Raw genomic sequence first — 21,872 nt, forward strand, 5'->3', positions numbered from 1 at the left:
CTTACCAGAACCAGATCACGATGACGGCGGTCATCGCCAGCAGGATCGCCGATTGCACGCGGTAATTGGCCCAGGCCGGCGTGTTCGCCAGGCTGGCACTTTCCGCCTGCCAGTGGGCGCGCGTCCACATCAGGCCGCTGGTCTGCTGTGCCGACGGGCCTGCGCCGGTCAGGCTGCCATAGACCAGCGCGACGGCGCAGATGGCGAGCAGGATCGGCGCGACATAGAGGAAGTTCAGCGTGAACAGGTTGAGCACATTCACCTGCACGAACAGCGTGATGCCGACCGCCAGGCCCGCGACGATGGCGAAACCGGCGCCCCGCGCGTTGGCGCGTTTCCAGAAGAGGCCGGCCAGGAACACCGCCACGATCGGCGGCGAGGTGTAGCTGAGCATCGATTGCAGGTAGGTCCAGACGCTGCCGAACTTCTCGATCATCGGCGCCACCACCACTGCGACCGCCACCATGGCAAGGGTGGCGAGGCGGCCGACGCGCACCAGCGCCTTGCCGTCGAGCGCCGGGAAGGCGGGCTTGATGAAGTCCATGGTGGCGAGCGTCGCGGCGCTGTTGAAGGTGCTGGCGGTGGCCGACATGATGGCGGCGAGGAAGCCGGCAACGACCAGCCCGAGCAGGCCGGTGGGCAGCAGGTCGAACATCAGCGTCGGATAGACCAGGTCCGGATTGGGCAGGTTCGGGTAGAGCAGGACCGCGGCGCTGCCCGGCAGCACCATCAGGAACAGCACGGGGAGTTTCAGCAGCCCGGCGAACAGGCTGCCCCAGCGGCCGTGGTCCACATTCTTCGCGCTCATCACGCGCTGCACCATGAACTGGTTGGTGCACCAGAAATAGAAGCCGAGGATCGGCACGCCGGTCAGCAGCCCGAGCCAGGGCATGTGCGGGTCGGAGAGCGGCATGATCAGGCTCATGCGTTCCTCGGGAATGTTCGCCATCACGTTCGCCCAGCCGCCGGCTTTCGCAAAGGCGAACCAGCTGAGCACGGCCGACGCCGACAGCAGGATGACCGCCTGCACCACCTCGGTATAGAGCACCGCCTTCAGCCCGCCGACGATGGTGTAGATGCCGGAGAGCGCGGCGACGACCAGCACCATGACGGGAAGCGGAATGGTCGGCAGGATCAGCGTGAGCATCAGCGCGCCGCCATAGAGCGTCGCGGCCTTGTCCACCACGACCGACAGGAAGATCGTCAGCGCGCTGAAATATTTGCGCACGCCGGGGCTGTAGCGGCGTTCCAGGAACTCCGGCATGGTATAGACTTGGCTGCGCAGGATGAAGGGCAGGAAAAACAGGCAGAAGAACACCAGGACGACGGTGGCCATCCATTCATAATTATAGACCGCGATGCCGTTGGCGTAGGCGTTGCCGGCCAGCCCGATCAGCGTCGCCGAGCTGATGTTGGAAGCGAGCAGCGCGAAGCCGATCACCGGCCAGGTCGAATCGCGCGAGGCGAGGAAGAAATCGGTGCCGGTTGCCTGTTTGCGGCCGGCCCACAGGCCAAGGCCGATGACGACCAGCGCGTAGAGGGTGATGACGACGAGGTCGGGCGGTGCCAGCCCCCGTGCAAAGACATCCTGCATGCTCACTCCCCTGGGCTTTGCCCATGTCGGGAGTCTGTCGCTCCCTCGCCTGTCCGGCGGGCATCGTGGCACGTGGGCGGCGGCGCCTCAATCGGCGCGGGCGTTCGGGGGGCGCCATGTATTCGTATGCCGGGCCAAAGCGCTTGCCTTTTCGGGCGTGGCAGGGCTTTTTCGCAGGCGACCGCAAAGGATGCCGCATGACCGTTCGCGCCAACACCGTCCTGCTGTTCGGCGCGACCGGCGACCTGGCGCAGCGCATGCTGCTGCCCAGCCTTGCCGCGCTGCACGCCGATGGCCTGGTTGCGCGCGACATCCGCATCGTGGGGACGGCGCGCAGCGGGCTGGACGATGCCGGCTATCGCGATTTCGCGGCGGCGGCGCTGGCGAAATTCCTGCCCGCGGACCGCCAAGACAAGGCCGCGCTGGAGGCCTTCCTGGGCCGGTTGAGCTACCAGCCGCTCGATGCGACCGACCCGGCGGGCTTCGCGGCGCTGGCAGCGAAGGTGGGGGCGTTCGAGGGCGCGGTCGCGACCTTCCTGTCGACCGCGCCCAGCCTGTTCGAGCCGACCATCGCCGGGCTGGGCGCGCACGGCCTCGCCTGCGGCCAGTGCCGCATCGGGCTGGAAAAGCCGCTGGGCAGCGACCTGGCCAGCAGCCGGGCGATCAACGATGCCGTTGCCAGCGTGTTTCCGGAAAGCCGCACCTTCCGCATCGACCATTATCTGGGCAAGGAGACGGTGCAGAATTTGCTGGCGCTGCGCTTCGGCAACATCCTGTTCGAGCCGCTGTGGAACGCCCAGCATATCGAGCATGTGCAGATCACGGTGGCCGAGACCGTCGGGCTGGAAGGCCGCGTGGGATTCTATGATGGCGCCGGGGCGCTGCGCGACATGGTGCAGAACCATATGCTGCAACTGCTGGCGCTGGTGGCGATGGAGCCGCCGGCGCGGTTCGACGCGACGGCGATCCGCGACGAGAAGGTGAAGGTGCTGCGCAGCCTGCGGCCGCTGACGGCGGCGGACAGCGTGACCGGGCAATATGTGGCGGGTGCGGTCGATGGCGCCGCGGTGCCGGGCTATGCCGAGGAGCTGGGCAAGCCGTCGGACACGGAGACCTTCGTGGCGCTGAAGGCGCATGTCGACAACTGGCGCTGGAAGGGCGTGCCCTTTTTCCTGCGGACCGGGAAGCGCCTGCCGCAGCGGCGCACGGAGATCGTCATCCAGTTCCGCGCCGTGCCGCACAGCATCTTTGCCGAGCGCGGCGCGGTGGCCAAACCCAACCGGCTGATCATCGGCATCCAGCCCGACGAGAATGTCGGGCTGACGGTGATGGCGAAGGTGCCGGGCCTGGACCGGGAGGGCCTGCGGCTGCGGGAGGTACAGCTGGATATCACCACCCCGAACGCCTTTGCCGGGGCGCGGCGGCGGATCGCCTATGAACGCCTGCTGCTCGACCTGATCGAGGGCGATCCCACCTTGTTCGTGCGGCGCGACGAGGTGGAGGCACAGTGGAGCTGGGTGGACGCGATCCGGCGCGGCTGGGCCAGCGAAGGCCTGACGCCGCGAAGCTATACGGCGGGAAGCTGGGGGCCATCGGCGGCCATCGGCCTTGCTGAACGGGCGAATGTGAGCTGGCATGACTGAGATGAACGCAACCGTGGCGCGGGTGACCGCGCGGATCGTCGAACGCTCGGCGCAGCGGCGCGGGCGTTATCTGGATTTCATCGCGCGGGAGCGGGACGCGGGGATCAACCGCAGCCGGCTGTCGTGCGGCAACCTGGCCCATGCCTTTGCCGCCAGCGGCGAGGATAAGGCGGTGATCAGCGCCGCCCATGCGCCCAACCTGGGGATCGTGAGCGCTTTCAACGACATGCTGTCGGCGCACCAGCCCTATGGGCGGTATCCGGAGGCGATGAAGCTGTTCGCGCGGGAAGTGGGGGCGACGGCGCAGGTGGCGGGCGGCGTGCCGGCGATGTGCGACGGCGTCACGCAGGGCCAGGTGGGGATGGAGCTTTCGCTGTTCAGCCGCGACGCCATCGCGATGGCGGCGGCGGTTAGCCTTTCCCACGCCATGTTCGAGGGCGTGGCGATGCTGGGCATCTGCGACAAGATCGTGCCGGGGCTGGTGATGGCGGCGCTGCGCTTTGGCCATCTGCCGACGATCTTTGTCCCCGCCGGGCCGATGCCGAGCGGGCTGCCCAACAAGGAGAAGGCCCGCGTGCGGCAGTTGTTCGCGGAAGGGAAAGCGAGCCGCGCCGAGCTGCTGAAAGCGGAAGCGGCGAGCTATCACTCGCCGGGGACCTGCACCTTCTATGGCACGGCGAACAGCAACCAGATGATGATGGAGGTGATGGGCCTGCATGTGCCCGGCGCCGCGTTCGTCAATCCCGGCAACAGCCTTCGCACCGAACTGACGCGGGCGGCGGTGCACCGGCTGGCGGCGATCAGCCTGGGCGGGTCCGATCCGCGACCCATCGGCGAGATCATCGACGAGCGCGCGATCGTGAACGCCGCCGTGGGCCTGCTGGCGACCGGCGGCAGCACCAACCATGCCATCCACCTGCCGGCGATGGCGCGGGCGGCGGGGATCATCATCGACTGGGCCGATCTGGACGAGCTGTCAGGCGCGGTGCCGATGCTGGCGCGCATCTATCCCAACGGGCAGGGCGATGTGAACCATTTCCACGCGGCGGGCGGCATGGGGTTCGTGATCCGCGAGCTGCTGGGCGCGGGGCTGCTGCATGATGTGAAGACGGTGTGGGAGGGCGGCCTGCATCCATATGCAGAGGAGCCGGGGATGGCGGGTGACGCGCTGCGCTGGGCCGCCGCGCCGGCGGCGAGCGGCGATGAGGCGATGCTGCGGCCGGTGGCGGCGCCGTTCATGGCGGATGGCGGCATGCGGCTGGTGACGGGCAATCTGGGTCGGGCGATCTTCAAGACCAGCGCAGTGGATGCCAGCCGCTGGACGGTGGAGGCGCCGGCGCGGGTGTTCCACGACCAGAATGAGGTGCTGAGCGCGTTCAAGGCCGGCGAACTGGACCGCGATGTGGTGGTGGTGGTGCGCTTCCAGGGGCCGCGCGCCAACGGCATGCCGGAGCTGCATAAGCTGACGCCGGCGCTGGGGGTGTTGCAGGACAAGGGGTATAAGGTCGCGCTGGTCACCGATGGCCGGATGTCCGGCGCCAGCGGCAAGGTGCCGGCAGCGATCCACTGCACGCCGGAGGCCTGGGGCGGGGGGCCGCTGGCACGGCTGCGGGACGGCGATCCGGTGCGGCTGTGCGGCCATGACGGCATGCTGACCACCAGCGCCGATCTGGCGGCGCGGGAGGCGGTGGCGAACCCCGCGGTGCATGACGGCACGGGCCGCGAACTGTTCGCGATGATGCGCATGGGCGCCGATGGGGCGGAGCTTGGCGCCTCGGCGATGCTGGCGGCGGCGGGGCTGTGACGGGAATCGTCGCCGTCGATATCGGCGGCACGCATGCGCGCTTCGCGCTGGCGACGGTGGAGGGCGGCCGGGTGGTGGCGATGGCGCCGCCGGTGACGCTGAAGACCGCCGAGCATGCCAGTTTCCAGACCGCTTGGGAGGCGTTCGGCGCGATGCAGGCGGGGCCTTTGCCGCGCCTCGCCAGCATCGCGGTCGCCTGCCCGACGCAGGGCGAGGTGCTGAAGCTGACCAACAACCCCTGGGTGATCCGGCCGGCGCTGATCCCGGAGAAGCTGCACCTCGACCGGTTCACGCTGGTGAATGATTTCGAGGCGATCGCCCATGCGGTCGCGCAGGCGCCGGCGGACGCCTTCGGCCCCCTGGCCGGGCCGGATGCGCCGCTGCCGGCGCGGGGCACGATCACCATATTGGGGCCGGGCACCGGGCTGGGCGTCGCCTCCCTGCTGAGGCAGGAGGGGCGTTATCATGTGCTGCCGTCCGAAGGCGGGCATGTGGATTTCGCGCCGCTGGACACGATCGAGGATGCCATCCTGGCGCATCTGCGGCGCGCCTTCCGGCGGGTGTCGGTGGAGCGGCTGCTCTCTGGCCCCGGGCTGGAGAATATCTATACAGCGCTGGCCGCGCTGGAGGGACGGGCGGTGCCGTCGCGCGACAACAGGGCATTGTGGACGGCGGCGATGGACGGCAGCGACAGCCTGGCGGCAGCCGCGCTGGACCGCTTCATGCTGACGCTGGGCAGCGTGGCGGGCGACCTGGCGCTGGCGCACGGCGCGGCCGGCGTGGTGGTGGCGGGCGGACTGGGGCAGCGGCTGGCGGGGCGCCTGCCGGGGTCGGGCTTTGCCGAGCGGTTCGCGGCGAAGGGCCGGTTCGAGAGCCGGATGGCGCAAATCCCGGTGCGGACGATCATGCTGGCGGAACCGGGGCTTTATGGCGCGGCGGCGGCGTTCGCGGTGGAGGCGGTATGACGATCGACGAGATCATGATGGTGGCGCCGGTGATTCCGGTGCTGGTGATCGATGACGCGGCGCATGCGCGGCCGGTGGCCGAAGCCTTGGTGGCGGGCGGGCTGCCGGTGCTGGAGGTGACGCTGCGGACGCCGGCGGCGCTCGACGCGATGCGGGAAATGGCGCGCGTGCCGGGCGCCATCGTGGGCGCCGGCACGGTGCTGAACGCGCGCGACGTGGCGGCCTGTGCCGATGCGGGCGCGCGTTTCATCGTGTCGCCGGGGCTGACGGCGCCGCTGGTGGCGGCGGTGACGGAGAGCGGCATCCCCTTCCTGCCGGGGATCGCCACGGCGGGCGACATCATGCGCGGGCTGGACGCGGGCCTGACCCGATTCAAATTCTTTCCGGCGGAGACCAGCGGCGGGTTGCCGGCGCTGAGGGCGCTGGCGGCGCCCTTCGGCATGGCGCGCTTCTGCCCGACGGGCGGCATCACGGCGGCGAGCGCACCGGCCTGGCTGGCGGAACCTCACGTGAAATGCGTGGGCGGCAGCTGGATCGTGCCGCGCGGCGCGCCGGATGGGGCGGCGATCGAGGCGGCGGCGCGGGCGGCGAGTGCCCTCAGGCCAGCCGCGCCCTGAATACGCCGCCGGCGTGGGGGTCATCGTCGTTTCGGCGGAGTGAGGTGAGGTAGACGAAGCCGTCGGTACCGAAGGCGGGCATGGTGGGGGCGGGGGTGGGGGCGGGGTGGCGTTCCAACAGCGTGCCGTCCGATGTGTATATGTTCAGGCAGGCGGCGGAGACGCCGGCGCTCCAATAATGTCCCTGTGCATCGACCTGCGCGCCGTCGGGGCGGCCCTGGGCATCGGTGGGGGTGGCGATGCGCCGGCGGTTTGTCGTTTCACTGGTGAAACGGTCAAAATCCCAGGCATCGATCCAGACGCCGCGCGAGTCCGCGGCGTACAGCGTGCGGCCATCCGGTGCGAAGGCGATGCCGTTGCCGGTGACGATCCCGGTCGCGCGGGCCTGGGGCGCGGTGCCATCCAGCGGCACGCGCCACAGGCTGCCGATGGGGGCTTTCGCCGGGCTTTCGTCCATGCTGGCGACCCAGAAGGCGCCGTCCGGACCGAGGCGGCCGTCGTTGAGGCGGGAGGTCGCAAGATCGTCTTCCAGCCGGGCGATGTGCCAGCGCAACGCCGTTTCAGGGTTGAAACGACAGATGTCCTTGGTGCCGGCGACGATCCAGTCGCCATCGGGCAGCGGCGCGAAGCAGGCGACGAGGTCGTCGAACCGCCATTCGCGGGCGATGCCGCCGTCCGCCGCGAGCCGCAGGATGCGGCCGCCGCGCACGTCGGCGAGGTGCAGCGCGCCATCGTGCCAGACCGGACATTCGGCGAGCGGCAGGCGCAGGTCGGCGAACAGGGCGAAGGGTTCGGCAAGCATGGGCGCCGCTTGCCATGCGGCGGCGATGATTGACAGATGCAACCCTTGTCCTAGTCTGTGACAGGGGAGGAAGGCGGATGCGGGCGCTGTCGTTGGCGGTTCTGGCGCTGGTCGGCATGGCCGCGGGTTGCGTGACGGCTGCCGTGCCCGCCGCCACCTCTGGCGTCCGCGCCAACCTGGCGGCGGATGTGCCCAAGGTGGTGCTGCAATTCGGTCATCCTTTCCGGGTGGACGCGGCACTGTGGGTGCCCGCCGAGCCGGGGAAGGCAAGCGACGACTGGAACGACTGGTTCGTGCTGACGGCGGACGCCAGCGACGGTTCGCTGATCCTGTGGGACCCGACCTGGACGCTGGTCTATGACCATCTGCGCCTGCCGCCGCTGGACCGGCAAGCGAATTTCACGCTGGACGCGGTCACCGCGATGACCCTGGCGCCGGGCGGGCGGCAGGTGACGATCAGCGCGATCGGCAGCGGCACAGAGGGCGACAACCCCACTTTCGCGCGGCGCTTCACCTTTCGGCTGAACCTGGACACGCGGGTGGTGACGCGGGAGGCCGCCTCGGTGCCGCTGCCGGGGCTGGATGTGGACACGCTGAAGCCCGCGGCGCTGCCGGTCGGCCCCGGGGGCACGCGGCTGGAGCGCGACGGGACGGGCGTGAAGATGTTGCCCGTGAAGGGCGATCCGGTGCTGTTGAAGGGCGTGGCGCGGGGCAAATATGCCGATGCCGCGCTGTCGCCCGATGGCACGCGGCTGGCGCGGGTGCTGTGGCTTTATGCCGGCAACACCACGCAGGTGGAGGTGTGGGACCTGGCGAGCGGCGAGGCGCTGCCGACCTTCATCAAGAAGGGCCGCTATGATGCGATCCGCTGGGTGAACGCCGACACCTATGTGCTGTTGGCCGATACTGATCCGAAGACCGGCGTGCCGCCGCTGCCGACGCTGCTCGTGGATGCGGCCAGCGCCGGCAACCCCAAGGGCATCGCCGCCGGGACGGTGCCGGGGCGCTGCATGACGACGGTGATCCGCTTCAACGACGGCCAAACGATGGACTATCAGCTGGCGGCGACCAACCCGGCGGCCTGTGGCGGGCCGGCGGGCGAGCCCGATGACATGTGGATGCTCGATTTCGACGGCAAGGGGGGCGCGACCTGGCGCCGGACGGAATTGCAGGGGATGCAGGACCGGCGCATCACCTCGATCACCGGCACGCCGGATGGCCGGGGCGTGGTGATTTCCACCCGGCCTCTGCGCCCGGTGAAGGGCGGTTTCGCGCCGCAGGTGGTGATGATCGACCTGAAGAGTGGCAAGGTGACCGACAGTTTCGACTTCGGTGACGCGGACGCATCGGTGACACAACTGTTCGCCACCGCCGACAGCGCGATCCAGAAGAGCAGCCTGTCCTCCGACGGCAAATATCTGTTCTGGCATGCCCCGGGCGGGGTGCTGATGGTCGAGCTGGCGACGCGGGAGGTGCGGGGGATGGATACCGGCACCGACAATCCGCAGGTGATGGTGAGCGACGGCAAGACCTTGCTGGTGGGCGGGGTGGGGTATCGCAACCTCTATCGTTTCGACGTGGCGACGGTGCAGCCGGTGCTGCCGCCGATCCTGCTGACCGGCACGATCAGCGCCGATTACCTGCCCGACCGGCAGCTGTTCTGGGCGGTTTCGGACGATGGCGCGCTGAGAATGTGGGACCGGCGCGACGGATCGAAGCGGTTGAGCCTGTTCACCTTTCCCAACAATGGCTTCTTCGCGTCCATGCCCGACGGCCGTTATGACACCAACCTGACACCCGATACCGACTGGGTGCGCTGGATGCAGGCCGACCAGCCCTGGGTGTCGCTGCCGGCGAGCGCCTTCATGCGCAGCCATTATGATCCGGGGCTGGTGCGCAAGCTGTTCGACTGCAACGCCGGCGGCTGTGGCGCGGCGCTGCCGCCGATCCCGCCGGCGCCGGGGGTGACGCGGCTGTTTCCGTGGGTGACCATCACCGACGTGGCGAGCGGCGGGCCGGGGGTGGCGCGGGTGAGCCTGGAGTTCGCCGAGAATGTCGATGGCGCGACGCGGTCGGGCGCGCATGACCTGCGGCTGTTCGTGGACGACCGGATGGTGCGCCGCGACCCCGATCCGGGCAGCGCCCCCGACGTGACCGACATCGAGGCCTGGCGGCGGGCGACGGCGCTGGCGGACGCCATGCCCGCCACGCTGCCGGCCGACGGGGAGGCGCCGACGGTGACGCGGACGATCGACGTGCCGATCCCGACCGATGGCCGCGAGGTGGCGCTGTCGGCCTATCTGTTCAACAGGGACCGCATCAAGGGCGAGACCGACCGCAAGGGCTGGAAACCGCCGGCGGCGACACCGCGCCCGCGACGGCTGGTGGTGCTGGCGATCGGCGTGGACGCGACGCAGAACCGCGACTGGCGGCTGAGCTATGCCGCCGCCGATGCCAAGGCGATCACCGGGCTGTTCGCGGGCGCGCCGGCGCAGGCCAAGCTGATGACGGTGATCACCAGCACCGACGCCCGCGACGCGGCGACGAAGGCCGTCATCCGCGCGGCGCTGCTGTCGCTGGCCGGGGCGGCGGGGGATGCCGAGCGCGCGGCGCTGGCGGCCGCCGGGGTGGACAGTGCCGGGCTGCCCGCCCTGACGCCCGACGACAGCCTGGTGATCAGCTGGTCGGGGCATGGCGACACCATCGGCGGACAATTTTATCTGGTGCCCTCTGACGGGGCGGTGGACGCGGCCGGCAGGCCACGGGCGGCGAGCTTCATCAGCAGCGCCGAGCTGACGGCCTGGCTGCGCGGGGTGCAGGCGGCGAATGTCGCCATCGTCATCGATGCCTGCCACAGCGCGGCGAGCGTGGCGGCGCAAGGGTTCAAGCCGGGGCCGATGGGGGATCCGGGGCTGGGGCAGCTCGCCTATGACAAGGGGTTCCGCATCCTGGCGGCGACGCAGGCGGACAATGTGGCGATGGAGGATGGCGCGCTGGGGCACGGCCTGCTGACCTGGGCGCTGACGCGCGATGCGCTGGTCATGGTGACGGCGGAGGACCGGCTGGACGCCAAGGAGCCGAAGACGGTCTATGGCGACCTGGACCGCGACGGCGCGCTCGACCTGGATGAATGGCTGCGTTTTGCCGTGCAGCGGCTGCCGACGCTGGCGCAGGAGGTGAAATCGGGGAAGCTGGCACTGAAAGCCAACAGCGCGGCGCGGCAGATCGTCAACCTGGGGGCGGCGGTGGCGCCGGTGGCGGCGCGGCCGATCCAGAAGCCATCGCTGTTCGATTTCACCCAGACCATGAGCGAGGTGCGGGTGCGGTGAGGCGGGCGGCGCTCCTTTCGCTGCTGTTGGCCGCCGTTCTGGCGGGGGGCGCGCGGGCGGCGACGGTGCGCAGCCTGTTCATCGGCATCGACGAGTATCGCTATTCCGCCGGCAAGCCGGGCAACCAGGATCCGGGGTTCCGCGATCTGGCGGGCGCGGTCAACGACGTGCGGCTGGTGCGCGACGCGCTGGCGGGGCCGCGGTTCCGGCTGCCGCTGCCGCCGTTCGATCCGGCGGCGGGGTGCCTGGCGGAGAATGCGACCTCGATCACGCTGGTGAACGGCTGCGCGACGCGCGACGGCATTTTGCAGGCGTTGGCGCGGCAGATCAACGCGGCGGCGCCGGGGGATACGCTGCTCCTCTATTTCTCCGGGCATGGCAGCCAGACGCTGGACCGCACGCGGACGCAGCGCGGCGGCAAGAGCAGCACCATGCTGACGACCGACGCGCGCGGCGGCGGGGTGTGGGACATCATCGATACCGACCTGGGCCAGCTGATCGATGCGGCGACGGCGCGCGGCGTGAATGTGACCAGCCTGTTCGACAGCTGCAATTCCGGCACCGCGACGCGCGACCTGGCAGGGGGCGCGCTGCGCTCCGTCCCGGCGCTGGGGACGGGGGTCACGGCGACGCCCGACCTGGCGCGCCGGCTGGGGATCGTGCCGGTGGCCGCGGCACCGGGGCGGCGGGTGCACCTGTCGGCGGCGGCGGATGGCGAGGCGGCGCGGGAGAATACGCTGGACGGTACGCGGCACGGCGCCTTCACGCGGGCGCTGGTGGCGGCGCTGGCCGAGCTGGACCGGCCGAGCCATGGCGAGCTGGCGGCGGACGTGCGGCGGCGGATGCTGCTGGCGGGGGACACGCAGACGCCGGGCGCGGAGGGCGCGCTGGGGGCGCTGTTCCTGGGCGGCGCGGCGCCGCGCGAGCGCGTGTTCGCGGTGACTCCGGCGGCGGGCGCGTCGCTGGAGATGCAGGGCGGCTCCCTGATGGGGGTGACCGAGGGCTCGCGCTTCGCGCTCTATCCGTCGCGGGCGGAGGCGGAAGCGGGCGGGGCGGCGCTGGGCGGGGGCGTGGTGCGCGCGGTGGGGGCGGCGACGGCGACGCTGCTTCTGGACAGGGCGCTGGCGGCGGCGCCGCCGCGGCTGGCGGCGCGGGAGGTGCGGCATGTGCCGGCGAGCCCGCCGATCCGGCTGCGGATCGATGGCGGCGAGGCCGGGGAGCGGGCGGCGATCGCGGCGGCGGTGGCGACGCTGGACAGTTTCACGCTGGCGGATCCGCCGGCCTGGGTGCTGGCGGCGGAGGGTGGCGGCTGGCAGCTGCGGGCGAGCGATGGCCGGGCGGTGGGCGGGCCGGTGCCGGCGGCGGCGGCGGCGGCGACGCTGGTGAAACTGTCGCGGCACCTGCTGCTGAGCGCGCTGGGCACGCCGGATGGTGGCGATCCGGCGATCCTGACCTTCAACTATGCCTGTCGCGCGGACGATGGCAGTTTCACGCCGCTGCGCGATGCCGAGGGCAACATCCGCCGGCTGCCGCTGGTGGACAATATGGTGCAGGGGGCGCCGGGCGACCTGGTGCAGATCCGCTTCCAGAACAATGGCGACGCGCCGCGCTACCCCTCTCTGCTGGCGCTGGGGGAGGACCTGTCGGTGACGCCGCTGCGGCAGGAGGAACCCATCGCGCCGGGCAGCGCGCTGGTGCATCCGATCGCGCTGGCGGGCGAAGGGCGCGATGCCATCCTGTTCCTGTTGACCGAGGCGCCCATCGACCTCAGCGCCCTGCAGCAGGACCCGGTGCCGGGCGCGCCGAGCCAGGCGCGCGACCTCGGCTCGCCGCTGGAGCGGCTGCTGGCGGCGGCCAACCGTGGCGCGCGCGCGCTGGAGGTGCCGCGCACCGGCGGCTGGACCGCGCGCGTGCAGCCGATCGCCACCCGACCCCCGACGAAGGACCGACCGACATGCCCAAGTTCCTGAGCCTGCCGCTGCTGGCATTGCTGTTGACGGCGGCCGGCGATCCGCCGCTCACCCCGCCCGCGCCCTGCCCGGCGCCGGCGGCGGCCGAGGAGGAGGATGCCAGCCGCATCGTGGGCGGCGATCCGGCGAAATGGGGGGATGCGCCGTGGCAGGTCTCGGTGGGCTATGCCGGCCCGCTGATCAACGCGCGGGTGGCGCCGGGGGCGCGCGCGGCGCCGATGGGGCAGCGGGCGCATTTCTGCGGCGGCAGCCTGATCGCGCCGAACTGGGTGCTGACCGCCGGGCATTGCGTGGTGGTGGACGGGCGGGTGGTGGTGGCGCCGGGGCTGCTGCTGGTACGCTATGGCGGGTTGCGGACCGGCGAGCCGATGCCGGAGGCGCGGGTGAAGCGGGTGGTGCTGCATCCGGACTATCTCACCTCGCCGTCGCAGAACGACGTGGCGCTGCTTGAGCTGGCGACGCCGGTGAAGCCGGTGACGGTGGCGGGGGTGAAGCGGGTGGCGTTCGTGGGGCTGGCGGGGGATCCCGGCGCGCCGGTGCTGCCGCCGGTGATGGCGGGGCTGCGGGTGAGCGGCTGGGGCAAGCTGGCGAGCAGTGACCGGGCGATGGCGCCCGATCTGCAGATCATCAGCATCGACGGCCTGTCGCAGGGGGCGTGCCGGGCGAAATGGCCGGACCTGCTGGACGTGGAGCTGTGCGCCGGCGGCGGCGACAAGGACAGCTGCCAGGGCGACAGCGGCGGGCCGATGGTGTGGCAGGACGCCGACGACCGCTGGTGGCAGGTGGGCGTGGTGAGCCGTGGCGGCAAGTGCGGCACCAAGGGTCTGCCGGGCATCTATGCGCGGGTGAGCAGCTTCCAGCCGTGGATCAGGGCGCAGACGGGGCCGGCGGTGCGGTAGGACCCGGGGGGCGGGCGGCCCCCCGGGTCGCCGGCGCTTATTTGGTGTTGGCGTCCTTGCGGTCGTCGCTGGCGTCCATCGTGGTGTTGGCGTCCTTGCGGTCGCCCGAGGCCTCGGCGGGCGCGGCGCCGGCGGCATCGGCCGCGGGGGTCTCGGCGGCGGGCATGGCGTCGGTGGCGGGCGCGTCGGCAGCGACCACATCGGTCGGCGCGGCGGCGGAGGCGTCAGCGGCGGGCGCGGCGGCTTCCTCTTTCTTCTGGCCGCAGGCGGCGAGCGCGAGGGTGGCGGAGGCGAGCAGCAGCATCGAGAAACGGGTCATTGGTGGATCCCCCAAATTGATCGCCGGCGCCCTGTGCGACGGCGGATCATGGTTACCACGCGGCACAGCGGCTGCCAATTGGCAAGATTTGACGGTCAGGCGGGCGAGAGCTGGCGCAGCAGGGCGCGGAAGCGCGGTTCGGCGCGCAGCGGATCGAGCAGGGGATCGTTGCGCAGGTTGAGGATGCCGGGGTCGCGCGCGGCGTAGGCGGCCTCCAGCCGGGTGAGCGCGCCGGCGCGGTCGCCGCGCTGCGCCAGCACCTGCGCCACCTGATAGCCGGTGGTGTCGTCCTGGCGGAGTGCCGCGAAGGCGGCGTCCGACGCCGCGGCATTGCCCAGGCGGGCTTCGACGATGGCGAGGCCGGTGAGGCGCGCCCAGCCGGTGGTTTCGGCGGCATAGGCGGCGCGCGCCTGGGGCAGGCGGCCGAGCATGAGGAGCGCGTCGCCGCGATAGGCATGGCCGGAGGCGAGTTTCGGCGACAGGCGCAGCGCCTCGTCGAGCCGGGGCAGCGCGTCGGCATAGCGCCGGGCCTGGTAGAGCGCGGTGCCGAGCGCGCGCCAGGCACGCGGGTTGACGGGGTCGAGCGCGACGGCGCGGTTGAGCGCCGCCAGGCCCTTGCTGAGGTCGCCGACGCGGACGTTGAAGATGCCGTAGCGGATGAGGACATCGGCGTCCGGCCCGGCGCGATAGGCGCGTTCATAGGCGGCGGCGGCACCGCGCACGTCGAGGCGCCCGCGTTCGAGGACATAGGCGAGCGCCGCCTGGGTGTCCGCCTGGTCGGGCTTCAGGCTGACCGCCTTCAGCGCCGCGGCCAGCGCCGCCTCGTTGGTGCGCGCGGCCTGGACGGCGGTTTCGAACTGGCCGGCGATGGCGCTGAGCGTCGCGGCGCGGCCGGCGTGGGCGGCGGCATAGGCCGGATCGGCGGCGATGGCGGCATCATATTGCGCCAGCGCGGCGCGGAAGGTGGCCTCGTCGCCGGACTGGGCGAACAGCTGCGCGCCGCGCAGCAGCGCGTCATGCGCCGCGATGGAGGCGGTGCCGCGGGCGGCCAGGCGGGCGGCGTCGGCGGGGAGCAGCGTGACCTTCAGCGCTTCGGTGACGATCTTCGCGATGTCGGTCTGGACGGCAAACACATCCTTCAGCTCGCGGTCGTAGGTCTGCGACCAGCGTTCATAGCCCGTCTTCGCCTCCACGAGCTGCGCGCTGATGCGCACGACGTTGCCGGCGCGGCGGACGCTGCCTTCGAGGATGAAGGCGACGCCGAGTTTGCCGCCGATGTCGGCGGCATTGGCGTTGCCGGTGCGGAAGGCGTTGGAGGAGGTGCGCGCCGCGACCTGGAGGCCCGACACGGCGGCGAGCGCGCTGCGCAGCTCCTCCGCCATGCCATCCGAGAAGAAAGCCTGCCCGGGGTCGCCGGACAGGTTTTCAAAGGGCAGGACGGCGACGCTGTTGGGTGGCGCGGTGCGGGCGGCAACGGGGGCGGCCGCGGCGCTCGCCGCCGGCGGGGCGGCCTCTTTCGCCGCATGCTTTTCATCCTTGGGGACGAAGATGTAGAGCAGCAGCGCGCCCAATGCGAGGATGCCGACGATCAGCGGCAGGGGATCGAAGCCGCCGACGGCGCCATGGCCGCCATGGCCGCCGTGGTGCGCGTTCTCTGACGTCGAGGCCGGCTCGCTGTCGGGCAGGTGCGGGAACCAGCCGTCGGAGGTGAAGCGGAACTTCCAGCTGAGCGCCAGCACCAGCGGGAAGCCGGCGACCAGCGCCATGAACAGGAATTTCGCGGCGCTGTGCGGCAGTTCGAGGATGAGGGTGAGGACGTGCCCGACTTCGAGCACCAGCCAGCCGACCACCAGATAGGTGGCGGCGGCGCGCCACACGCCGCGCCGTCTTGCCTCTGCCAGCAGGCTTGCCAAGGCCGACCCCCGCAGCCCGCGTCAGGCGGCTTGTCGCAGCGGTTCGTCGCCGCTGAGAAACTCTTCGATGATCGGGACCACGGTTTCCGCCATCGACAGCAGGAACAGGTGGCCGCCGCCCTCGATGATCTCCAGCCGGGCATGCGGGATCAGCAGTTTCAGGAAGCGCCCGTTGATGACCGGCACGATGTTGTCGGCGTCGCCCATCAGGATCAGCGTGTCGGTGCGCATGAAGGGCAGGCAGGGCGCGCTGGTCCAGCCGAGCATGGCGACCATCTGCATCATGTAGCCCATGCGGGTGGGCGGCTTGGTGCGCAGCGCATGCGCGGCCGCGCCGGCGTTGGAGGCGCCGCCGTAGAGGGTTTCGAAATTGCGCAGCATGTAATCCGGGTCGCTGTAGCGTTTCGGGTCGAACATCTTGCTCAAGGACGCGACCTTGCCGGGGATCATCAGCATGCCGGCGGTGGTGGCGACCAGGATCAGCCTGCCGATGCGCGAGCCATATTGCAGCGCGAACTGCTGCGCCATGGCGCCGCCCCAGCTGACGCCCATGACGTCAGTCTGTTTGTGGCCATGTTCGTCCAGGATGGCGGCGGCGACGCGCGCCATCATCCAGGGGCGATAGGGGAAGGCGGGTGCCGGCGAGCCGCCGATGCCGGGCATGTCGAAGGTGAGGATCTCGCGGTCGGGCAGATGGTCGGCGAGCGGGGCCATCAGCTCGATATTGGCGCCGATGCCGTTGAAGAAGAACAGCGGCAGGCCGCCGCCCGCCGGCGCGGGCCAGTGGGCGACGCGGACGGTATGGCCTTCGATGGTCATCATGCGGAAGGTAGGGGATCGGCTGGTCATTCGGTCACCTTACATAGAAAACTGTGCTTTTGGCACGAATCAAATGCTGTCCGAGAAATTGTTCAGGCCGTGGCGAAAATGACGATGTGCGAGCACCGGAGCGCAGCGTGCTTGAGGCACGTGAGCACCGGAGTGCAGCACATCGGCATTTGCAGCCCGGGCTGGGCGATTTATCGGACAGCATTTCAGCCAAACACATATTCGCCGGGGGCGGGGCCAACGGGCTTGAAGGCCTTGTTGCCGATGGTCTTGGGCGCGGGTTTTTCGGCGCCGGCGCGGGCCTTCAGCCATTCGATCCAGAGCGGCCACCAGCTGCCGGCGACTTCCTTTGCGGTCTTCAGCCAGGCGTCGGGCGTGGGTGGGGGGAAACCGTCGGCGCGGTAATATTTGGCTTTCGGATTGCCCGGCGGGTTGAGGATGGCCTGGATGTGGCCGGATTGGGAGAGGATGAACTCGACATTCTTCGAGCCGAACAGCTGCGTGGTGCGGTAGCAGGCCTTCCACGGAGTGATATGGTCGGTGACGCCGCCCAGGATGAACAGGTCGCAGGTGACGTTGCGGCCATCGAGCTTGTGGCCGGCGACGGTGACTTCGCCCTGATGCTCGAACGGCTGGGTTTCGTAGAGGCTGAGATAGTCGCCGTGCAGCGCGCCCGTAAGGTTGGTGGCGTCGTTGTTCCAGAACAGGATGTCGAACGCCGGCGGATCCTCGCCGTGGAGATAATTGTTGACGACATAGTTCCAGACGAGGTCGTTCGGGCGCAGCCAGGCGAAGGTGCGGGCGAGCGACGAGCCCTCCAATATGCCTTTTTCCGCCGAGCGCTTGCGGGCGAGCGCCAGGCCATGTTCGCTGACGAGGGCGCCGGCGTCGCTGTCGTCGTTCTTCGGGTTGAGCACGCAGACCATGAAGGTGGCGCTGTTGACGCGGGTGTCGCCGCGGGCGGCGAGTTTCGACAGGAGCGTGGCGGTGGTGATGCCGCCGGAGCAGGCGCCCGACACATTGACCTTGTCGCTGCCGGTGACGGCGCAGACGGTGTCGATCGCCTGGATGATGGCATCGACATAGGTTTCGAGGCCCCAGTCGCGGTGTTCGATCGTGGGGTTGCGCCAGCTGATCAGGAAGGTCTGCATGCCGTTCATGACCTGGAAGCGCATCATGCTTTTTTCCGGCGTCAGGTCGTTGATGTAGGCCTTGTTGATCTGCGGCGGGATGATGAGGAGGGGGATTTCGTGCACCTTTTCGGTGGCGGGGTGGTATTGGATCAGCTCCATGATCGGCTCGCGCAGGATGACGCTGCCCGGCGTGGTGGCGAGGTTTTCGCCGACCTTGAAGGGCCGCTTGTCCACCTGGGAGACGATGCCGTCATTCTGGGTCAGGTCGACATAGGCGTTCTGCAGGCCGCGCAGCAGCGATTGCCCGCCGGTTTCCATCGCTTTCTTGATGGCGGAGGGGTTGCCGATCAGGGTGTTGGTGGGGGCCAGCGAATCGACGATCATGCCGGCGATGAAGCGGACGCGGGTGCGTTCCAGCTCGTCCATCTCGACCGCGTCGAGCCATTGTTTCACGCCGCGTTCGGCGGCGAGATAATATTGCATCGACCATTTGTAGAGCGGGTTCTGCTGCCAGGCCGGGTCGCCGAAGCGCTTGTCCTTCGCGTCCGGGCGAAGCTCGGACTGGTTGGTGAGGATGTTGCCGACTTCGGAGGCGAAATCGGAGGCGACCTTCAGGGTGACGCCGGGCTGGGTCATGGTGGTGCGCAGCATCATGCCGACGGTGCCGAGGAAATCCTCCCGCGCGAGGCCGACGAGCGGGTTGAGGGCGACGGACGCCTCGCCCTGGAGCTCGACGCCTTTTGCCGAATCCGCCTTTTTCGCCATTCGATCCTCTCCCCCGTTTCTTTGTTGGCGGAGGGCATAGCATGGCGGCTTGCCGACGCCAATCGGCGCGGGGTTGCAACCGACGGCGTCTCGGCTAGTTGAACGTCCATGGATTTCTCCTTTCTTTCGGACCCCGCGGCCTGGACCGCGCTGGGCAAGGTGGTGTTGATCGACATCGCGCTCGCCGGTGACAATGCGATCGTGGTGGGGGCGCTGGCGGCGGGGCTGCCGCCGGAGCAGCGCCGAAAGGTGATCCTGATCGGGGTGATCGCTGCGCTGGTGCTGCGGGTGGCGTTCGCGCTGGTGGTGACGCAGCTGCTGGGCATCGTGGGCCTGCAGCTGGCGGGCGGGCTGCTGCTGCTGTGGGTGGCGTGGAAGATGTACCGCGAGGTGGCGACGGGGGCGACGCACGCGCATGCCGAGGATGGGGTCAGCGTGCTGGCGGGTGGCGTGGCGGAAGGGGGGCCGAAGCCGGCGAAGAGTTTCTGGAGCGCGGCCTGGGCGGTGGCGATCGCTGATGTTTCCATGAGCCTGGACAATGTGCTGGCGGTGGCGGGCGCGGCGCGGGATCATCCGGAGGTGATGGTGTTCGGCCTGATCCTGTCGATCGCGCTGATGGGTTTGGCGGCGAATGTGATCGCGCGCTATATCGAGAAATATCGCTGGATCGCCTGGGTGGGGGTGGCGGTGATCGTTTATGTGGCGATCGACATGATCATCAGCGGTGGCGGCGAGGTGGTGCCGCTGCTTGGTTAACCTGTGGCGGGAAGGCCACAGATGTAGCTGATTCGGCAACAGGAATCGCCGGGTCCCCTTGTGGGATTCACGGCGCTGTGATGGATTCCCGCCATAACCAGAACAAGCGGGAGGCTTCATGACGATCTTCTTCACCCACCGGGCGGCGCTGCGCGTTGCCGTTTCGACGCTGGCGCTGTCTGCCGGTGCGCCGCTGCTGGCGCAGGCCGCCGCGGCGGCCGACGAGACGCAGGAGATCATCGTTACCGCCACCAAGCGCGCCTCGACGTTGCAGGAGGTGCCCTTCTCGATCAACGCGCTGACCGCGGCCGACCTGCAGCGCAGCGGCGCGAGCACGATCGAGGATGTGGCGCGCAACGTCGCCGGCCTGACCATCCAGAATTTGGGGCCGGGGCAGAGCCAGGTGTCGGTGCGCGGGGTTTCGGCCGGGCAGATCGTGCGCGACCAGCCGGGCGTGAAGGAGCAGGTGGGCATCTATCTGGACGAGAGCGCGGTGTCGCTGTCCTTGTTCACGCCCGACCTCGACTTTTATGATCTGAACCGGGTGGAGACGCTGCGCGGGCCGCAGGGGACGCTGTTCGGCTCCGGCTCGGTGGGCGGCACGCTGCGCTACATCACCAATGCGCCGACGACGCGCGGGGTCGAGGGCTCGGTTGAGGGCAATATCAACATGGTGGCGGAGGATGCCATCGGCGGATCGGTGAAGGGCGCGGTCAACGCACCGCTGGGCGATGCCGCCGCGGTGCGGGCGGTCGGATACTGGACGCGCTATGGCGGGTTCATCGATGCCTATCGGCCGGGCGGCACCATCGACAAGAATGTCAATTCCGGCGAGCGCTATGGCGGGCGGCTGGCGGTCCTGCTGCAACCGTCGGAGGCGATCAGCCTGACGCCGCGCATCGTCTATCAGAAGGTGAAGGCGAACGGGTTCAACCGGCAGGAGGTGTTCAACCTCTATGGCAACCCCTTCACCACGACGCGCCCGGCGATCACCTTCAAGGAGCGCGAGCAGTATCTGCTGCTGCGGGAAGCGTTCGAGGACAAGTTCCTGCTGGCCGACCTGAATGCCAGCGTCGACCTGGGGGGCGTGAGCCTGACGTCGGTCAGCAGCTATGTCGATCGGGACATATTGGTGAGCCGGGATGCGTCGGCGCTGACGGGGTCGGTGACGATCGACCTTGCCTATCAGGCGCCGGCGGCGCTGATCCCATCCAACCTGAACGACAGCACCAAGCTGAAGCAGTTCACGCAGGAGGTGCGGCTGTCCTCCACCGGCGAGGGCCCGTTCCAGTGGGTGATCGGGGGGTTCTACAGCGACATCAAGCGCGACTACGCGCAACGGCTGCCGACGCCCGGCTATGATGTGTTCACCGACATCCGCTTCGGCGCGGGGACATCGGCGGCGGTGGCGAACGGCTTCCCGCTGAATTCGCCCTACAACGCTGACATCAACTACAAGTTCAAGCAGAAGGCGGTGTTTGGCGAGGCCACCTACAAGTTCGACAATGGCCTGAAACTGACGGCGGGCGGCCGCTATTATGATTTCAACGAGAAGCGGACGTTCAAGTCGGGCGGGATCTTCTCCAACAGCGACAGTTTCACCGATTTCAACGCGCCGAACAACCGCACCAAATCGGACGGCTTCACGCCACGCTTCATCGCCAGCTATGAGGCGTCGCGCGATTTCTCGATCAACCTGCAGGCGGCCAAGGGGTTCCGCCTGGGCGGCGTAAACGATCCGCTGAACGCCAATTTGTGCACCGCGCAGGACCGGGCGATCTTCGGCGGCTATCAGCGTTATGACGACGAGACGCTGTGGAACTATGAGGCCAATGTGAAGGCGCGGGGCAATGGCTTCACCTTCAACGGCGGCGTTTTCTACAATGACATCAAGAACCTCCAGGTGACGCTGGATGCCGGCTCCTGCTCCAGCCGGGTGGTGTTCAATGTGCCCAAGGCGCATAGCGTGGGGGTGGAGTTCGAGCTCACCGCGTCGCCGATGGAGGGCCTGGACCTGGGGATTTCCGGCACGATCCTGGAGGCCAAGCTGGATTCGACGGTGGTGGATGGCACCGGCGCGGTCATTGGCGGTATCCGCAAGGGCAACCGGCTGCCGACGGTGCCGAACTTCCAGATCTCGCTGAATGCCACCTATACCGCGCAGCTGACGGCGAGCACGAAGGGGGTGTTCAATGCTTCGTTCCAGCATGTCGGCAACCGCTATACCCAGCCGAGCGACCAGGAGAACAACCCGCGCAGCTTCCGTTCCGGGCTGGCGTTCGGCGGGGCGACGGGGACCAATCCGACGGTCGTGGACCTGCTGCTGCCGTCCTACAATCTCGTCAACCTGAGCGCGACGGCGGAATATGCCGGCGATGTCTCGGCGACGCTCTATGTCACCAACCTGTTCGATACCAACCCGCTGCTGTCCTTCGACCGGGAGCGGGGCGGGCGCGCGCGGCTGGGCTTCAATGTGGGGCAACCGCGGGTGATCGGGTTGACGGTGCGCAAGAAGTTCTGATGGTTCGGCCCGCC

15 protein-coding genes are annotated in these 21,872 nt (G+C 69.4%); 9 read left to right on the forward strand and 6 right to left on the reverse strand.

Going from position 1 to position 21,872, the window contains the following annotated elements; translation table 11 throughout:
• Window position 1: 1 nt before the first annotated feature.
• Complete coding sequence (locus H3309_RS12535; RefSeq protein WP_182295031.1) at window positions 2-1,594, reverse strand: sodium:solute symporter; 1,593 nt, start codon at window positions 1,592-1,594, stop codon at window positions 2-4.
• Window positions 1,595-1,791: 197 nt separating this feature from the next.
• Between H3309_RS12535 and zwf the strand changes: the two genes are divergently transcribed.
• Genes zwf through eda form a run of 4 tightly spaced genes read left to right on the forward strand, consistent with a single transcriptional unit; the run spans window position 1,792 to window position 6,623 of the window.
• The gene (gene zwf / locus H3309_RS12540) at window positions 1,792-3,237 is read left to right on the forward strand and encodes a glucose-6-phosphate dehydrogenase (RefSeq protein ID WP_182295032.1); all 1,446 of its coding nucleotides are present in this window, start codon (window positions 1,792-1,794) and stop codon (window positions 3,235-3,237) included.
• Window positions 3,230-5,041, forward strand: a complete 1,812-nt coding sequence (gene edd / locus H3309_RS12545) for a phosphogluconate dehydratase (RefSeq protein WP_182295033.1) — start codon at window positions 3,230-3,232, stop codon at window positions 5,039-5,041. The genes zwf and edd overlap by 8 nt, the downstream gene beginning before the upstream one ends.
• Window positions 5,038-6,006 carry a glucokinase gene (locus H3309_RS12550; protein WP_182295034.1) on the forward strand — a complete coding sequence of 323 codons (969 nt, stop codon included), beginning with the start codon at window positions 5,038-5,040 and terminating at the stop codon, window positions 6,004-6,006. Before edd ends, H3309_RS12550 begins: the two co-directional genes overlap by 4 nt.
• A complete protein-coding gene (gene eda, locus H3309_RS12555; protein ID WP_182295035.1) occupies window positions 6,003-6,623 on the forward strand; it encodes a bifunctional 4-hydroxy-2-oxoglutarate aldolase/2-dehydro-3-deoxy-phosphogluconate aldolase in 621 nt (206 codons plus the stop codon). Before H3309_RS12550 ends, eda begins: the two co-directional genes overlap by 4 nt.
• Here eda and H3309_RS12560 read toward each other — a convergent pair.
• On the reverse strand, window positions 6,604-7,425 hold the full coding sequence (locus tag H3309_RS12560; RefSeq protein WP_182295036.1) for an SMP-30/gluconolactonase/LRE family protein: 822 nt from the start codon (window positions 7,423-7,425) through the stop codon (window positions 6,604-6,606). The genes eda and H3309_RS12560 overlap by 20 nt on opposite strands.
• A 77-nt stretch (window positions 7,426-7,502) precedes the next feature.
• On the opposite strand from H3309_RS12560, the gene H3309_RS12565 reads away from it, so the two are divergent.
• The 3 genes from H3309_RS12565 to H3309_RS12575 are packed head-to-tail and all read left to right on the forward strand — an operon-like array spanning window position 7,503 to window position 13,623.
• Window positions 7,503-10,754 carry a caspase family protein gene (locus H3309_RS12565; protein ID WP_182295037.1) on the forward strand — a complete coding sequence of 1,084 codons (3,252 nt, stop codon included), beginning with the start codon at window positions 7,503-7,505 and terminating at the stop codon, window positions 10,752-10,754.
• Window positions 10,751-12,724 (forward strand): caspase family protein, encoded by a 1,974-nt coding sequence (locus H3309_RS12570; RefSeq protein WP_182295038.1) that lies wholly within the window; start codon window positions 10,751-10,753, stop codon window positions 12,722-12,724. Before H3309_RS12565 ends, H3309_RS12570 begins: the two co-directional genes overlap by 4 nt.
• On the forward strand, window positions 12,709-13,623 hold the full coding sequence (locus H3309_RS12575; RefSeq protein ID WP_182295039.1) for a S1 family serine peptidase: 915 nt from the start codon (window positions 12,709-12,711) through the stop codon (window positions 13,621-13,623). Before H3309_RS12570 ends, H3309_RS12575 begins: the two co-directional genes overlap by 16 nt.
• 37 nt (window positions 13,624-13,660) lie before the next feature.
• Here H3309_RS12575 and H3309_RS12580 read toward each other — a convergent pair whose 3' ends face one another.
• The 4 genes from H3309_RS12580 to H3309_RS12595 all read right to left on the reverse strand — a co-directional run bounded on the left by H3309_RS12580 (window position 13,661) and on the right by H3309_RS12595 (window position 18,581).
• Window positions 13,661-13,942: a hypothetical protein gene (locus tag H3309_RS12580; RefSeq protein WP_182295040.1), complete on the reverse strand. Its 282-nt coding sequence runs from the start codon at window positions 13,940-13,942 to the stop codon at window positions 13,661-13,663.
• 95 nt (window positions 13,943-14,037) lie between these two features.
• Entirely contained in the window at window positions 14,038-15,156 is a 1,119-nt protein-coding gene (locus H3309_RS17805; RefSeq protein WP_398400307.1) for a tetratricopeptide repeat protein, read from the reverse strand.
• A 720-nt stretch (window positions 15,157-15,876) separates the two neighbouring features.
• Entirely contained in the window at window positions 15,877-16,704 is an 828-nt protein-coding gene (locus tag H3309_RS12590) for an alpha/beta fold hydrolase (protein WP_243453721.1), read from the reverse strand.
• A 185-nt stretch (window positions 16,705-16,889) separates the two neighbouring features.
• A complete protein-coding gene (locus H3309_RS12595) occupies window positions 16,890-18,581 on the reverse strand; it encodes an alpha/beta fold hydrolase (protein ID WP_182295042.1) in 1,692 nt (563 codons plus the stop codon).
• 108 nt (window positions 18,582-18,689) lie between these two features.
• Here H3309_RS12595 and H3309_RS12600 point away from each other — a divergent pair, with 108 nt between their 5' ends.
• Together H3309_RS12600 and H3309_RS12605 are read left to right on the forward strand one after the other, a co-directional pair.
• Window positions 18,690-19,337 carry a YjbE family putative metal transport protein gene (locus tag H3309_RS12600; protein ID WP_182295043.1) on the forward strand — a complete coding sequence of 216 codons (648 nt, stop codon included), beginning with the start codon at window positions 18,690-18,692 and terminating at the stop codon, window positions 19,335-19,337.
• 118 nt (window positions 19,338-19,455) lie between these two features.
• Window positions 19,456-21,858 (forward strand): TonB-dependent receptor, encoded by a 2,403-nt coding sequence (locus tag H3309_RS12605; RefSeq protein WP_182295044.1) that lies wholly within the window; start codon window positions 19,456-19,458, stop codon window positions 21,856-21,858.
• The last annotated feature ends 14 nt before the right edge of the window (window positions 21,859-21,872 follow it).

Origin of the sequence: Sandaracinobacteroides saxicola (assembly GCF_014117445.1) — a bacterium.
GTDB classification, from domain to species: domain Bacteria; phylum Pseudomonadota; class Alphaproteobacteria; order Sphingomonadales; family Sphingomonadaceae; genus Sandaracinobacteroides_A; species Sandaracinobacteroides_A saxicola.